Raw genomic sequence first — 14,960 nt, 5'->3', positions numbered from 1 at the left:
TTTACAAATGCCTAGTAAAAGCATACAAATTCAAGGCGCAAGGGCACATAATTTAAAAGATATTGATGTCACCATACCTAAAAATAACCTAGTCGTACTTACAGGTTTGTCTGGATCGGGAAAATCTTCACTCGCTTTTGATACAATTTATGCAGAAGGGCAGCGGCGCTATGTCGAGTCTCTTTCTGCTTATGCACGACAATTTTTGGGACAGATGGATAAGCCGGATGTAGATGCTATAGAGGGACTGTCCCCTGCTATTTCTATTGACCAGAAGACTACGAGTAAGAATCCAAGGTCTACAGTAGGAACAGTGACAGAAATCTATGATTATTTAAGACTTCTATATGCCAGGGTGGGACATCCCACTTGTCCAAAACATGGAATTGAAATTTCCTCCCAAACGGTCCAGCAAATGGTTGATCGCATTTTGGAATATCCTGAACGCACGAAGCTTCAAATACTTGCGCCTGTCGTTTCCGGCAGAAAAGGTGAGCATGTAAAAGTGTTTGAGAAATTGCGTCAGGAAGGTTATGTAAGAATAAGAGTTGACAAGGAAATGCGAGAAGTATCGGAAGAAATTAAATTAGAGAAAAACAAAAAGCATTCTATTGAAGTTGTGGTAGACCGTATTGTAGTTAAAGATGGAATTACTGGCCGTTTGAGTGATTCTATTGAAACTGCACTTGCTTTGGGCGAAGGCAAGATCATTGTTGACGTAATAGGTGAAGAAGAATTAATGTTTAGTGAAAATCATGCATGTCCAATATGTGGATTCTCTATTGATGACTTGGAACCAAGATTATTTTCTTTCAATAGTCCATTTGGAGCATGCCCGACATGTGACGGACTTGGGACGAACCTGGAAGTAGACTTGGATCTGGTTATTCCTGATTGGGATAAGACGTTAAACGAGCATGCGATTGCCCCTTGGGAGCCAATTAGTTCACAGTACTATCCTCAGTTGTTACAAAGTGTTTGCATTCATTTTAATATTAATATGGATACACCAGTAAAAGACCTTCCAAAAGAACAAATGGATAAAATTTTATATGGAGGCGGAAATGAAAAAGTCCATTTTCATTACGTAAATGATTTTGGCAAAGTCAGAGATAACCATGTGGCTTTTGAAGGGGTATTAGCAAATGTAGCCAGACGGTATCGGGAAACTTCATCTGACTTCATTCGTGAAACCTTAGAAAAGTACATGGCCCAGAAACATTGTCCTGCATGTAAGGGATACCGTTTAAAAGAAGAAGCTTTAGCAGTTCTGGTAAATGGTCTTCATATAAGCAAAGTCACTGATTTTTCCATCGTAGAGGCTCAGAACTTTTTTGAACAATTAGAGCTAAGTGAGAAGGAAGAAAAAATTGCTCAAATGATCCTCAAGGAAATTTGTAACCGACTGGAATTTTTAAATAATGTCGGATTGGATTATCTTACTTTATCCCGTGCAGCTGGTACACTCTCGGGCGGGGAAGCCCAGCGTATACGCCTGGCTACTCAGATTGGGTCTGCATTGACAGGGGTCCTTTACGTATTGGATGAGCCATCCATCGGACTCCATCAACGGGATAATGATCGCCTTATTGAAACATTAAAACGTATGAGGGATTTGGATAATACCTTAATTGTTGTGGAGCACGATGAAGATACCATGCTGGCAGCCGATTGGTTAATTGATATTGGGCCAGGAGCTGGGGAGCATGGTGGTCAAATAGTTTCAAGTGGCACGCCATCAGAGGTAATGAAAGATGAGCGTTCTCTAACAGGTCAATATTTATCTGGAGATAAATTTATTCAACTACCATCTCAAAGAAGAAAAAGCGACAAACGTTTTATTGAAGTAGTTAGAGCGGAAGAGAATAATTTAAAAAAGGTTAATGCTAAGTTTCCAATTGGTTTAATGACGGTAGTTACCGGGGTTTCTGGTTCAGGTAAAAGTACTTTAGTAAATGAAATCTTATATAAATCACTAGCCAAGGAATTGTATCGTGGTAAACATAAGGCAGGAAAGCATAAAACGGTAAAAGGGATTGAGCATATCGAGAAGGTTATCGATATTGACCAATCACCGATTGGGCGTACACCTCGTTCCAACCCAGCAACTTATACTGGTGTTTTTGATGATATTCGTGATGTATTTGCTCAAACTAACGAAGCAAAGGTACGAGGCTACAAAAAAGGTCGTTTCAGTTTTAATGTTAAAGGTGGAAGATGTGAAGCTTGTCGTGGCGATGGCATTATTAAAATTGAAATGCACTTCTTGCCAGATGTATATGTTCCTTGTGAGGTTTGTCATGGGAAACGATACAATCGGGAAACCTTGGAGGTTAAATATAAAGGAAAGAATATCTCAGATGTATTAGGGCTTACCATTGAAGAGTCCTTGGAGTTTTTCGCTAACATCCCTAAAATTAAACGTAAATTGCAAACTATTTATGATGTAGGTTTAGGATATATCAAACTAGGACAACCAGCAACTACATTGTCGGGCGGAGAGGCGCAACGGGTGAAGCTTGCTAGTGAATTACACCGCCGTTCCAATGGAAAATCTTTTTATATTTTAGACGAACCAACCACTGGTTTACATGTTGATGATATCAAGCGTTTGTTAGCTGTGCTTCAGCGTCTAGTAGATAATGGAGATACCGTACTAATTATTGAACACAATCTTGATGTGATCAAAACTGCAGATCATATCATTGACTTAGGACCAGAAGGCGGAGCACGTGGAGGACAGATTATTGCAACAGGCACGCCAGAAGAGATTGCAAAAAAAGAAGTTTCTTATACTGGGCGGTATTTAAAACCAGTTTTAGAACGAGATCAGCAGCGAATGAACAAGCTGATTTCAAACAAAGAAAAAATAAGTACAAAATAAATTGAAAAGGTAATAAGCTGATTTAGGCTTATTACCTATTTTTTTTAACGGATTTTTCACAATCTAAAATATAAGTTGGGGTTCTATAGTTCTCACAATAGATAAACTTTGAAGTAGTTAGAAATTTTTGCTTGCAAAACAACTGAAATATTTAATCTGATTACACCATGTTTCGAAAAGGCACTTTCCAAATATTTTGCTTGTTTGTTAAAAAAAAGAAACTACTATTAGCAGTTGGAAAATGCAAGACTCCTGCAGGACAGTGAGTCCAAGACCCCACAGGCCACGAAGAAATGAGTGATCGAAGAGGGGTGGGCGAGCCCCCGAAAAGCGAGTATATTCCAAGCTGCGTTGGCCAGAGAATATTACAAGATTAGCAATGAATTCAACTATCCACTAGTTCGTATTTTGCTCCTTCTGTGTATAATTAATTGTATTAAAATGTACTATAATAGAATTTTCTTTAAGGATATCTTCAAACGTATGTTTTGACGCAGTTCTATCATTTGGATAAGCTAAACAAAGAAGTGTTTTTGGGAGGAACAGAATATGAAATCAATTGATATGGAAAAAGTACAAGAACAATTAGATCGTTTTACAAATAAGGCGGTATATGTACATGTAGAAACAACAAACGGAGCATATGCGAGTCATTTCGACGATAAAGCATATAATGTAGGTGCATATGTAAGAAACGCCGAGGTAACATTTCACCAAGCTAAGATCGTTGGAAATGGAAATGCCTACCGTGTCGGTTTGAAAATGGAAAAAGGATGGATTTATGCAGAAGGACTTACTGATTGGGTAATGCATGAAGACAATAAGATGCTGATGGCCGGCCATGACCGAGAAGGTCGCTTAATGGTAGCACTCCAAATTAGTGAGACTCCATTCAACTATTAAGCTAGTAGAATAAAGAGTTAGATTAAAACGGTAAATTTTTAGAATAAAGGTGATAAGAATGGAAAAACATGTTGTAGTTATATATCCACATCCTGATGATGAGTCATTTGGTGCAGCAGGCACCATCGCAAAATTTAGAGAGCAAGGAGTCCCAGTTACCTACTTATGTGGCACATTAGGCGAAATGGGTAGAAATATGGGCTCACCAACATTCGCAAATCGTGAGACATTACCCGAGATTAGAAAACAAGAATTGCTTAATGCTTGTAAGGCGCTGGACATTCAAGTACAAATGCTTGGCTATCGTGATAAAACAATTGAGTATGAAGATCGTAGCCAGATTGCAGCAGATTTGAAAGAAAGACTTGAACAAATAAAGCCGTCACTAGTAATTACGCATTATCCTCCACATGCTGTTCATCCAGATCATAATGCAATGGGTGCTGCAGCTATTGAGGCGGTCAGCTTAATGGATGCTGAAGTACGCCCAACAGTGTGGGCACAAGCTATCACAAATACGTACGTGGAAGACATAGGAAAGCCCCATGTAATTAACGATATTCGCCCATATCTGGACAAGAAAATGGAAGCCATATTATGTCATACTTCACAGGCTAGTGGAATACTTGGACAACTAACCGATTATAAGAACTTAGATAAGGATTTAAAAGAAAAAGCTGAAAAGAGACTCGGCAATGAGCAATTTTATATTTGGAACTTTGAAAAGTAAGAGACGTCTCTTCGACTAAAAATTTAAGTATTATTTTGACGACTCGCCTCCTTATTATGTAATAGATAACTTAATTTAGAAATAAGCATAAAACTATTTCAGTGTAGATTTGCATATACAACTATAAGGTTTAAATTACATTCCCATGAGGAAACCTGATTATATAGAAGGAGGGAGTATTTATGAAAAAATTATATCGTTCTTCAAATCAACGCATGGTTGCAGGTATTCTAGGCGGTATTGCAGAATATTTTAACGTAGACGTAACTATCTTACGATTAATATTTATTATTTTACTATTTTTTAGTGCCTTCACCTTTGCATTTGTATACCTGATTGCTATTTTCATCATACCAAATGAAAGGGAGATCCATTAAATGGTGCTTCGTTGGCTGATATCACTTATATTAAACGCAGTAGCTTTAATTGTAGTAGCTCAACTATTTGATTCATTTCAGCTGGAGGGATTTGGGACCGCCCTTCTGGCCAGTTTCATTTTAGCCATTTTAAATATAATAATTAAACCATTGCTCATTTTATTTACATTACCAATTACCATACTCACACTTGGTTTATTTTTATTTGTTATCAATGCAATTACGCTGATGATTACACAGGCGTTAATGGATTCGTCCTTCGTTATTGATGGATTTGGTATGGCAATACTTGCTTCCATTATCATTTCCATTATTAATTTGGTACTGAATAATTTGGTGAAAGACTCCATTCGTTAACAGAAAAAGCTTCGTAGGCTATTCGCCTACGAATTTTTTTTCGTATATGCTACAATAAAGTGAAACTTCTTAACCAATTCGAGGAGGATACAGTACATGTCTATAGTCCGTACAAAGGATTTACTTAAAAATTTTACTTTAACTCTTGTAGCAGGGGAAGATGGAATACATAGAGAAATAATCACAAGTGATATTTCACGTCCTGGAATTGAAATGACAGGTTATTTTAAATACTATCCACAGGAGCGATTACAATTAATTGGCAGAACTGAAATGGCTTATTTTCTCGATTTAACAGATGAGGAAAAAAGAGATCGTGCCAGCCGTCTATGTACAGATATCACTCCTGGAATCGTTGTCTCGAGAGGCATGGAAATACCAGAGATACTAATAAATGCAGCAAATGAATCTGGAGTTCCTATTCTGCACTCCCCACGAAAAACAACTAGGGTTATTAGCCGTTTAACAAATTATCTGGAAGCTAAATTTGCGCCATCTACAGCAATACACGGCGTTCTTGTTGATATATATGGTGTCGGTGTGCTTATTACGGGTCAAAGTGGTGTGGGGAAAAGTGAAACTGCTTTGGAATTAGTGAAGCGGGGGCATCGCCTTGTGGCAGATGACAGTGTGGAAATCAGGCAGGAGGATTATGATAGCTTAATTGGAAATCCGCCACCATTGATTGAACATCTTTTAGAAATTCGTGGTCTAGGGATTATTAATGTAATGACATTATTTGGAGCAGGTTCTGTTAGAAGCCATAAAAAAATCTCCTTTATCATTAATTTGGAAATATGGGATCAGAAAAAACAATATGACAGACTTGGTTTGGATGAAGATAAAATGAAGATAATGGATGTTGAATTACCGAAAGCAACGATCCCTGTTAGACCAGGTAGGAACCTGGCCGTAATTATCGAGGTTGCAGCAATGAATTTCCGTTTAAAAAGAATGGGCGTAAATGCTGCTGAGGAATTTTCAGAACGCCTAACAACGATGATTGAACAGGAGTCAGAAGGTAGAGAATAGGAGGAGTCATATGAGTTGTCAAGCACCAGCGTTAGATCGGGTATTTTTGGAAATTGGCCCCTTACCTATTTATTGGTACGGAGTGATTATTGCAACTGGGGCCTTTCTCGGATTGTACCTGGCAACTAAAGAATCAGATCGTTTAGGAATGAAAAAAGATCTCATTGTTGATTTTGTTGTATTTGCAATTCCAATAGCTATTTTATTTGCTAGAATTTATTATGTAGTCTTTGAATGGGAAAATTATGCAGATGGCCCATGGACAGACATCTTTGCCATATGGGAAGGTGGTATCGCAATACATGGTGCTGTTATTGGTGGTGTTTTGACAGCTATTGTTTTTGCGAGAATAAAGAAAATTTCTTTTTGGCAATTAGCAGATATTATAGCACCAAGTCTGATTTTAGGGCAGGCAATTGGGCGTTGGGGAAACTTCATGAACCAGGAAGCTCATGGTGGAGCGATCTCTGAGGAAACATATAACAGTTTTCATCAATACTTGCCAGACTTTATAATGAATCAAATGTGCATAGAAGGGGTTATGTACCACCCTACATTTTTATATGAATCTGTTTGGAATTTAATCGTATTTGCATTTTTACTTGTATTGCGCAGGTTCAATCCATTACGCGGCGATGTATTTTTAAGTTATGTAATTGCATATTCTGTGGGCCGTTTTTTCATCGAGGGGATGAGAACAGACAGTTTATATGCAGTTGGCGACTTAAGGCAAGCACAGCTTATATCTGTCATAGGTATTGTGACAGCCATAATTATTCTTTTATATCGCCATATAAAAGGGCCTAAAATCAGATATGCAGAAGTAAAAGTATCTCAACACAAAAAAATAGATTATAAAAAGAAAAATAAAAAGAAAAAATAGGCAGAGAAGAGGGAAGTGCGGATGACTGGGATTATGTCACGTGGATTACAAGAAGGAATGAAAACTTCATGGACATTGGGAAAAGTAATTTTTCCTATTACTTTGTTAGTGACTATTTTACAATATACTCCTGTTTTACCTTGGGTTATGGAAAAATTGTCCCCGTTGATGCGATTAATTGGGCTGTCCGGTGAGGCAGCCGTTCCACTGGTGTTAGGAAATGCGCTGAATTTATATGCAGGAATAGCTGCAATTGTTTCGTTCGATTTTTCCGTTAAAGAAGTTTTTATCATGGCAGTCATGTTGTCATTTTCTCATAATTTATTTATTGAATCAGCAGTCGCCTCAAGAGTGGGAGTGAGCTGGTGGTTAATAGCCGGTATACGCGTCACTTTGGCTTTACTAGCCGCTATTATCATTAATTTGGTATGGAATGGCGGAAAAGAGATGGCACAATATGGACTTATTTCCTCTGACGCAACAGATCCAACTGGCTGGGGAGCTATTATACTACAGGGGCTTCAAACAGCAATTATAGCTATTGTTCAGTTGGCTTGTATTGTTATTCCATTAATGGTCATTATGCAGTTTTTAAGGGAAAAGGAATGGCTGACCATTCTTTCAAATAAATTCGCACCGTTTACAAGAATGCTCGGAATGGAAAAGAATACTTCCATGACAATGGTTGCAGGATTGACGATTGGTTTAGCCTATGGTGCAGGATTAATGATTCAGGCGGTTGAAGAGGACAATGTTTCAAAAAAAGATATGCTTCTGGCATTGATCTTCTTGGTCTCCTGCCACGCGGTAGTGGAAGATACGGTTATATTTATTCCTTTGGGAATTCCCGTTTGGCCATTACTGCTCATTCGCTTAACCACAGCTATTCTTTTAACATTGGCCATCGCTTATATTTGGAAACGCGTAGATTATTCTAAGAAAAGGAAGGAAGCAAGGAATGAACATAGATACAATACTCTTTGACCTTGACGGCACTTTAATTGATACAAATGAACTTATTACCGCCTCTTTTGAACACACATTCAAAAAACATAATTTATCCTTTACCAAAGAGGAAATCATGGGATTTAACGGCCCTCCATTACTCGATACGTTTCATAATATAGACCCGGAAAAGGCAGATGTTCTGGTCAAGACCTATCGTGAACATAATCTTGCTGAACATGATCGTTATGTCAAGGCTTTTCCTTACGCAGTTGAAACCATTCAACAGTTAAAGGATAGTGGAATAAAGGTTGGTATTGTTTCTACCAAAATGTCTAAAAGTGTGCATATGGGCCTTGCTTTAACTGAATTACAACCACTTTTTGAAACTATTATTACCTATGATGATGTTAATCATGCCAAGCCTCATCCAGAGCCAGTAATAAAGGCAATGAAGGCTTTGCAAGCGAAAAGCGCTTCTACATTAATGGTTGGTGATAATTATCATGATATAGAGGCTGGTAAAAATGCAGGAGTACTGACGGCTGGTGTTGCTTGGGCGCATAAAGGAAGAGATAGTCTCTTAGCGTATGAACCAACCTATATGCTGGAGGATATGCGAGATTTACTGAAAATAGCAGGAGTGTAGCAAATGCGTAAAACGGAGCGTTTTCGAGTAAAACATGCCAACTCCTTATGGCAAATATATAATACCGTATCCTTTTGGAAAGTGGTTAAAAATTTTATTATTATTCAATTGGCTCGCTATACACCTTTTTTGAGTGTGAAAAACAGCTTGTACCGTACTTTCTTGCGAATGAAGGTCGGCAAGCAAACAGCATTTGCATTGATGGTAGTGCCAGATGTTATGTTTCCTGAAAAAATTAGTGTAGGGAATAATAGTATAATTGGTTATAACACAACTATTCTTGCTCACGAATATCTCATTAAGGAATATCGAGTTGGGAAGGTCATAATCGGTGATAATGTGCTGATTGGTGCAAATACAACGATATTACCTGGGGTTACGATAGGTGATAAAGCTGTTGTTTCAGCAGGTACACTCGTTCACAAGGACGTGGCACCAGGTACTTTCGTTGGCGGAAACCCAATGCGACTGATCTATACGAGAGAAGAAATGGAAAAACGTGAAGAAAATACCCTTTTTGAATAGGTGATAAGAATGGAAATACCTTCTGGGATTATTCCAGCAATTCGTAAAATGAAAGACTTTGATAAGGCACTAGACACCTCCTATGATTCGCTCGTTTTCTTGGAAACAAGGCTTGCACAGTTGAAGAGTCTTGTCACTTACACGAAACGTGCTAATAAAAAAGCATTAGTGCATTTTGATTTGATCCAAGGGTTAAAAGCGGATGAGTTTGGTATGGAGTATTTGGTAAGAGAAGTTAAACCAGATGGGATTTTATCTACCAGAGCGAATATTATAAAGCTAGCAAAGAAGCATAACCTTCTGTCGATCCAACGTATTTTTTTATTAGATAGTCTTGCATTGGATCACAGTTTGGAACTAATCAAGCGCATCCAGCCTGATTGTGTTGAAGTACTACCAGGGCGCATGCCTTCTATTATTAAGGAAATATATGAACAAACCAAAGTTCCTGTTATAGCCGGTGGGCTGATAAAAACAGAAGAAGATGTTTCAGCAGCATTGAAGGCAGGGGCACATGCAGTATCTACTTCAAATCGTGAATTGTGGTAGATATACAAAAAGACTGACAGAAAGGGGATTACTATCCCCCTTCCTGTCAGTCTTTTTTGGATTCTAATATATATTATTGGAGTAACACAATGATTCGCAGTATAGATATACTGCGAATTAACTTGTGGTGGATGGAGCAATTCATTTTACAGAGGAAGCACCCATTGATTTGCGTTTCAGGCGGACGCTTTCACACTTCCGGGTACAAGTGCGACATCTGCTCGTTACCTCACAGTGTCTTCTTTGCCGCCGGAATGACCTCAGCCGCTTCCTCCGCTACGCTCCGTCCAGGGTCTTCGCCTCATGCTATTCCGGCAGGAGTCGCGGGCCAACAGGACGTTGGTCATGCAATCGTTGCCACAGGACGTGGCGTTTTTAGATTGCCATCTTCCATTCCAATCAATTGGTATGTGCTTTAAAATCTCAAATGCGAAGCGGGCTTTCACACCTAATACTAAATTCATTTATTGCTAAAGAGTAACTCTTAGCGAAGGAAAAATACGGAGACTTCTGGGGGAGATGAGGCATAGGTGAGACCCCGGAATGCGTTAGCATGAGGAGGCTCATCAGCCGCCCCCGAAAAGCGCAGTGTTTTTCCGTAGCGATGTTATTTAGCTATTTTGTATTAACGGAGAAATAAGTTTTCACTAGTTCGGATTTTATTCCAACTATGAATGTAACCCAACATTTGCAATTGAACCTTTGTGTAAGTAAAGAGAGTTCGTTAGCAAATAAGAAAGTTGAATAAGGAAAACTTTGGGTATTCAGGTTAAGTAGCAAAGATAATGTGGAATAACTAACTAACAGGGAAAATTAGCAAGATGGGGGTGATAAAGATGTCAGAGATTACCGGTGAATTGATAGGAACAATGATTCTTATTATTTTTGGTACCGGTGTTGTTGCTGGTGTTTCTTTAAAGAATACCCTTGCTGAAGGGGCAGGCTGGGTATTGGTCACCTTTGCATGGGGGCTTGGAGTAGCCATGGGAGTATATGCGGTTGGAAATATAACAGGTGGTCACATTAATCCGGCAGTAACTTTAGGGCTAGCAGCCGTAGGTGACTTTCCTTGGGCGAAGGTTCCAATGTATATAACTGCACAAATGCTCGGTGGTATAGCGGGCGCAGTCATTGTGTTCTTTCATTACCTTCCCCATTGGAAAGCTACAAAGGATGCAGCTACTAAACTCGGTGTTTTTAGTACAGGTCCAGCTATACGCAGTCCACTCGCAAATCTGATCAGTGAAATTATTGGTACATTTGTCCTTGTAATGGGAATATTATTTATTGGAGCGAATGAATTTACGGAAGGGTTGAACCCTTTAATAGTTGGATTACTTATTGTAGTAATTGGCATGTCGCTGGGCGGAACAACTGGATATGCGATCAATCCTGCCAGAGATTTGGGCCCGCGGATTGCACATTGGTTTTTACCGATACCAGGAAAAGGGGATTCAAATTGGCAATATTCCTGGGTTCCGGTTTTAGGGCCAGCAATAGGAGGTATATATGGAGGGCTGTTTTATCAAGCATTATTTGAAGCTACACCTACTTTAACTTTTTGGATATTCACTAGTATCATTATTATTTTGTTTGGATTAGCATTAACGAAAGAGTTAAAAACTGCTACGATGTAACTAGGACTGAATAAATTTTCAAGCTGGTTATTATAATTAAGGAGGAGTATATATCATGGATAAATATATGTTGGCACTCGATCAAGGAACGACAAGTTCACGTGCAATTATCTTTAACCGTAAAGGAGAAATAGTAGAAACAGGACAGAAAGAGTTTGAACAATTTTTCCCAAAACCAGGTTGGGTAGAACATGATGCAAACGAAATTTGGACTTCTATATTATCTTGTATTTCAGAAGCACTCCGAAAAAGTGATGTAGATCCTGAACAAATTGCAGGAATTGGTATTACAAACCAACGGGAAACCACCGTAGTTTGGGATAAACAGACCGGTAAGCCGATCCATAAAGCAATTGTTTGGCAATCAAGACAAACTCAAGAGATATGTAATCAACTACGAGAAGACGGCTATAATGATATCTTTCGAGAAAAAACAGGATTGTTACTTGATCCCTATTTCTCTGGTACAAAAGTGAAATGGATCCTTGATCACGTAGAAGGTGCAAGAGAAAAGGCAGAGAACGGTGAGCTTTTATTCGGAACAATGGATACATGGCTTGTCTATAAACTGACAGGTGGTAAAGTACATGTCACGGATTATTCAAATGCTTCAAGAACGTTAATGTATAATATTTACGATTTAAAGTGGGATGAAGAACTACTGGATATATTAAAAATTCCTTCAAGTATGCTACCGGAAGTGAAAGCCTCATCCGAAGTGTATGGAGACACTGTAAACTATCATTTCTTTGGTCAGGAAGTTCCTATCGCAGGAATGGCTGGAGACCAGCAGGCGGCTCTCTTTGGTCAAGCTTGTTTTGAAAAAGGTATGGCAAAAAATACGTATGGTACTGGTTGCTTTATGCTGATGAATACAGGTGAAGAAGGGGTTCAGTCAGAAAATGGTCTGCTGACAACACTTGCGTGGGGTATTGATGGAAAAGTAGAATATGCCCTTGAAGGCAGCATATTCGTGGCAGGTTCAGCGATTCAATGGTTACGTGATGGTTTGAAAATCATTAATAGCTCTCCTGAAAGTGAACCATTGGCAAAGTCAGTTACATCCACGGAAGGAGTTTATGTTGTACCAGCTTTTGTTGGACTTGGTACGCCATACTGGGATAGTGAAGTAAGAGGTGCAGTGTTTGGTTTAACACGTGGTACAAAGAAGGAACATTTTGTACGGGCAACATTGGAATCTTTGGCATACCAAACACGTGATGTAGTGGATATTATGATAAAAGACTCAGGAATTGATGTTAAGAAATTCAGGGTTGATGGTGGAGCTGTAAAGAATGACTTCCTCATGCAATTTCAAAGTGGCATGTTGGATGTAGAAGTAGAAAGACCGGTTGTCAACGAGACTACTGCACTAGGAGCTGCATATTTGGCTGGATTAGCTGTAGGATTCTGGGAGAGTAAAGAGGAAATTGCCAAACAGTGGAAAGTAGATAAGACGTTTACCCCTGAGCTATCAGATGATACGAGAGAGAAATTGTATACGGGATGGAAGACGGCTGTTAAGGCAGCCCAGGCATTTAAATAAAAGAGTATACGTCTTAGCGTCTATATGTTATAATGAATCCAAGTTAATATTTCGGCCGGAGAATTGGAGAAACCGCAAATCACTAATGTGTCATTAGTGTATTTTGCGGTTTTTTCTTTTTTTGTAATTTGAGCCGGTAAATCTTACATGTTTGGCCTTAAAAAAGGGTATGGATATGTATAGACAATTTCAATTATCAGGGAGGTTATTTAGATGGGAAACTTTTCAAGCTATGAACGTGATGAAACTTATAACCAATTAAAAAATAACAAATTGGATTTGCTTGTAATTGGTGGAGGAATTACTGGAGCAGGTATTTCATTAGATGCGGTTACACGTGGCCTAAAAACCGGGCTTGTTGAAATGCAGGATTTTGCAGCTGGTACCTCAAGCAGGTCGACTAAATTAGTTCACGGTGGATTACGTTATCTTAAACAATTTGAGGTGAAGATGGTTGCCGAGGTAGGTAAGGAAAGAGCAGTTGTTTATGAAAATGGGCCACATGTTACTACACCAGAATGGATGATGTTGCCATTCCATAAAGGAGGAACCTTTGGACCTTTTACTACGAATATTGGCTTACGAGTTTATGACTTTTTGGCTGGTGTAAAAAAAGGGGAACGGCGCACGATGTTTAAGCCCGAAGAGGCAATAAACAGAGAGCCCCTTATTAAGCAAGATGGTTTAAGAGGAGCAGGATATTATGTGGAATATAAAACAGATGATGCTCGATTAACAATAGAAGTGTTAAAGAAAGCAGTTCAAAAAGGAGTACATGCAATTAATTATACTAAGGTAATTGATTTTATTTATAATGACCAATCCAAGATTACTGGAGTTGTGGTTGAAGATCAAATTACCAAAGAAACACATCGTATATATGCAAAGAAAGTTATTAATGCTGGTGGTCCGTGGGTAGATGAACTAAGAGAGAAAGACGGTTCAAAGAAAGGAAAAGCTTTACATTTAACAAAGGGGGTTCACTTGGTTTTTCCTAAAGAGATTTTTCCGTTACAGCAGGCAATCTATTTTGATGCCCCAGATGGGCGGATGATTTTTGCTATTCCAAGAAACGGGGTAACATATGTGGGTACGACAGATACAACTTATGAAGGAGATATCGCCCACCCGACAATGACGGAAGAAGACCGTAACTATATAATAAATGCGATTAACTATATGTTCCCAACACTGGAAATTACAGCAGAGCATGTTGAATCTAGCTGGGCAGGTTTGCGGCCGCTTATTGCGGAAGAGGGTACAGATAATCCAAGTGAGATCTCAAGAAAAGATGAAATATTTGTTTCTGATTCAGGATTAATATCCATGGCTGGCGGAAAGTTAACTGGATATCGAAAAATGGCTCAAGAAGCTGTAGATAAAGTTGTAGAGCAATTTAAAAGTGAAGAAGGCATTCTTTATTCCAAATCAGAGACAGAGCACTTACCTATTTCAGGTGGCGAAGTCGGTGGATCAAAAGGCTTTCAAAATTTTAAAAAGAAGAAAGCTGAATTAGCAGTAGCTGCTGGAATGGATGAAAGTTTAGCATTGGAATTAATTCAGAAATACGGTGCAAATTTTGATGTCATTTTGGATCTTTATCAAAATGAAAGCGATAGAGCTGAAAGAGAAGGTATTGCCCCTGAAGTTTTTGCAGAGCTCAAGTATGCTCTTGAATATGAATCTGCGTACAAGCCTGTTGATTTCTTTGTGCGACGGACTGGTGCACTCTTCTTTGATATTAATTGGGTTAGAGAACATAAAGAGAATGTTATTAAGTTTATGGATAAACAGCTTAAGTGGTCTGTGGAGGAAAAGAAAGAGTATATTGATGAACTAGAACAACTGTTAAGAGATGCAGTTGTCCCAGTAAAATAAATTAAAAAACTTTCACTTTATGAGTGAAAGTTTTTTACATTCAGGTGTATATCTATTCCTTAGTA

At 38.6% G+C, this 14,960-nt stretch carries 14 protein-coding genes; all 14 read left to right on the top strand.

All coding sequences use genetic code 11. The annotated features are described in order from the left end of the window. The first annotated feature begins 7 nt into the window (after positions 1-7). Positions 8-2,884, top strand: a complete 2,877-nt coding sequence (uvrA, locus tag X953_RS13320; protein WP_040956030.1) for an excinuclease ABC subunit UvrA — start codon at positions 8-10, stop codon at positions 2,882-2,884. A gap of 549 nt (positions 2,885-3,433) precedes the next feature. Continuing rightward, entirely contained in the window at positions 3,434-3,787 is a 354-nt protein-coding gene (locus X953_RS13315) for a YojF family protein (RefSeq protein ID WP_040956029.1), read from the top strand. Between the two features lie 58 nt (positions 3,788-3,845). Then, the gene (gene bshB2 / locus X953_RS13310; protein ID WP_040956028.1) at positions 3,846-4,517 is read left to right on the top strand and encodes a bacillithiol biosynthesis deacetylase BshB2; all 672 of its coding nucleotides are present in this window, start codon (positions 3,846-3,848) and stop codon (positions 4,515-4,517) included. 182 nt (positions 4,518-4,699) lie between these two features. After that, the gene (locus X953_RS13305) at positions 4,700-4,894 is read left to right on the top strand and encodes a PspC domain-containing protein (protein ID WP_019377732.1); all 195 of its coding nucleotides are present in this window, start codon (positions 4,700-4,702) and stop codon (positions 4,892-4,894) included. After that, entirely contained in the window at positions 4,895-5,251 is a 357-nt protein-coding gene (locus tag X953_RS13300; RefSeq protein WP_040956027.1) for a phage holin family protein, read from the top strand. It begins immediately after the preceding gene. Positions 5,252-5,347: 96 nt separating this feature from the next. Beyond that, positions 5,348-6,283: an HPr(Ser) kinase/phosphatase gene (gene hprK, locus X953_RS13295; RefSeq protein WP_040956026.1), complete on the top strand. Its 936-nt coding sequence runs from the start codon at positions 5,348-5,350 to the stop codon at positions 6,281-6,283. 10 nt (positions 6,284-6,293) lie between these two features. Next, entirely contained in the window at positions 6,294-7,166 is an 873-nt protein-coding gene (gene lgt / locus X953_RS13290; RefSeq protein WP_040956025.1) for a prolipoprotein diacylglyceryl transferase, read from the top strand. Between the two features lie 21 nt (positions 7,167-7,187). Beyond that, positions 7,188-8,150, top strand: coding sequence for a nucleoside recognition domain-containing protein (locus tag X953_RS13285; protein ID WP_040956024.1), 963 nt, complete (start codon positions 7,188-7,190; stop codon positions 8,148-8,150). Next, entirely contained in the window at positions 8,125-8,760 is a 636-nt protein-coding gene (ppaX, locus tag X953_RS13280) for a pyrophosphatase PpaX (RefSeq protein ID WP_040956023.1), read from the top strand. Before X953_RS13285 ends, ppaX begins: the two co-directional genes overlap by 26 nt. A 3-nt stretch (positions 8,761-8,763) precedes the next feature. Beyond that, entirely contained in the window at positions 8,764-9,285 is a 522-nt protein-coding gene (locus X953_RS13275; protein WP_040956022.1) for a DapH/DapD/GlmU-related protein, read from the top strand. Positions 9,286-9,294: 9 nt separating this feature from the next. Continuing rightward, positions 9,295-9,834, top strand: coding sequence for a glycerol-3-phosphate responsive antiterminator (locus tag X953_RS13270; RefSeq protein WP_040956021.1), 540 nt, complete (start codon positions 9,295-9,297; stop codon positions 9,832-9,834). 836 nt (positions 9,835-10,670) lie between these two features. Next, complete coding sequence (locus tag X953_RS13260) at positions 10,671-11,471, top strand: MIP/aquaporin family protein (RefSeq protein WP_040956019.1); 801 nt, start codon at positions 10,671-10,673, stop codon at positions 11,469-11,471. 55 nt (positions 11,472-11,526) lie between these two features. Further along, positions 11,527-13,017, top strand: a complete 1,491-nt coding sequence (gene glpK, locus X953_RS13255; RefSeq protein ID WP_040956018.1) for a glycerol kinase GlpK — start codon at positions 11,527-11,529, stop codon at positions 13,015-13,017. Between the two features lie 213 nt (positions 13,018-13,230). Beyond that, a complete protein-coding gene (locus X953_RS13250) occupies positions 13,231-14,895 on the top strand; it encodes a glycerol-3-phosphate dehydrogenase/oxidase (protein ID WP_040956017.1) in 1,665 nt (554 codons plus the stop codon). The last annotated feature ends 65 nt before the right edge of the window (positions 14,896-14,960 follow it).

The sequence above is a fragment of the Virgibacillus sp. SK37 genome (assembly GCF_000725285.1).
Taxonomy (GTDB): Bacteria; Bacillota; Bacilli; order Bacillales; family Amphibacillaceae; genus Virgibacillus_Q.
The sequence above is the reverse complement of the archived record's forward strand: the minus strand, read 5'-3'. Positions and strand labels throughout refer to the sequence as shown.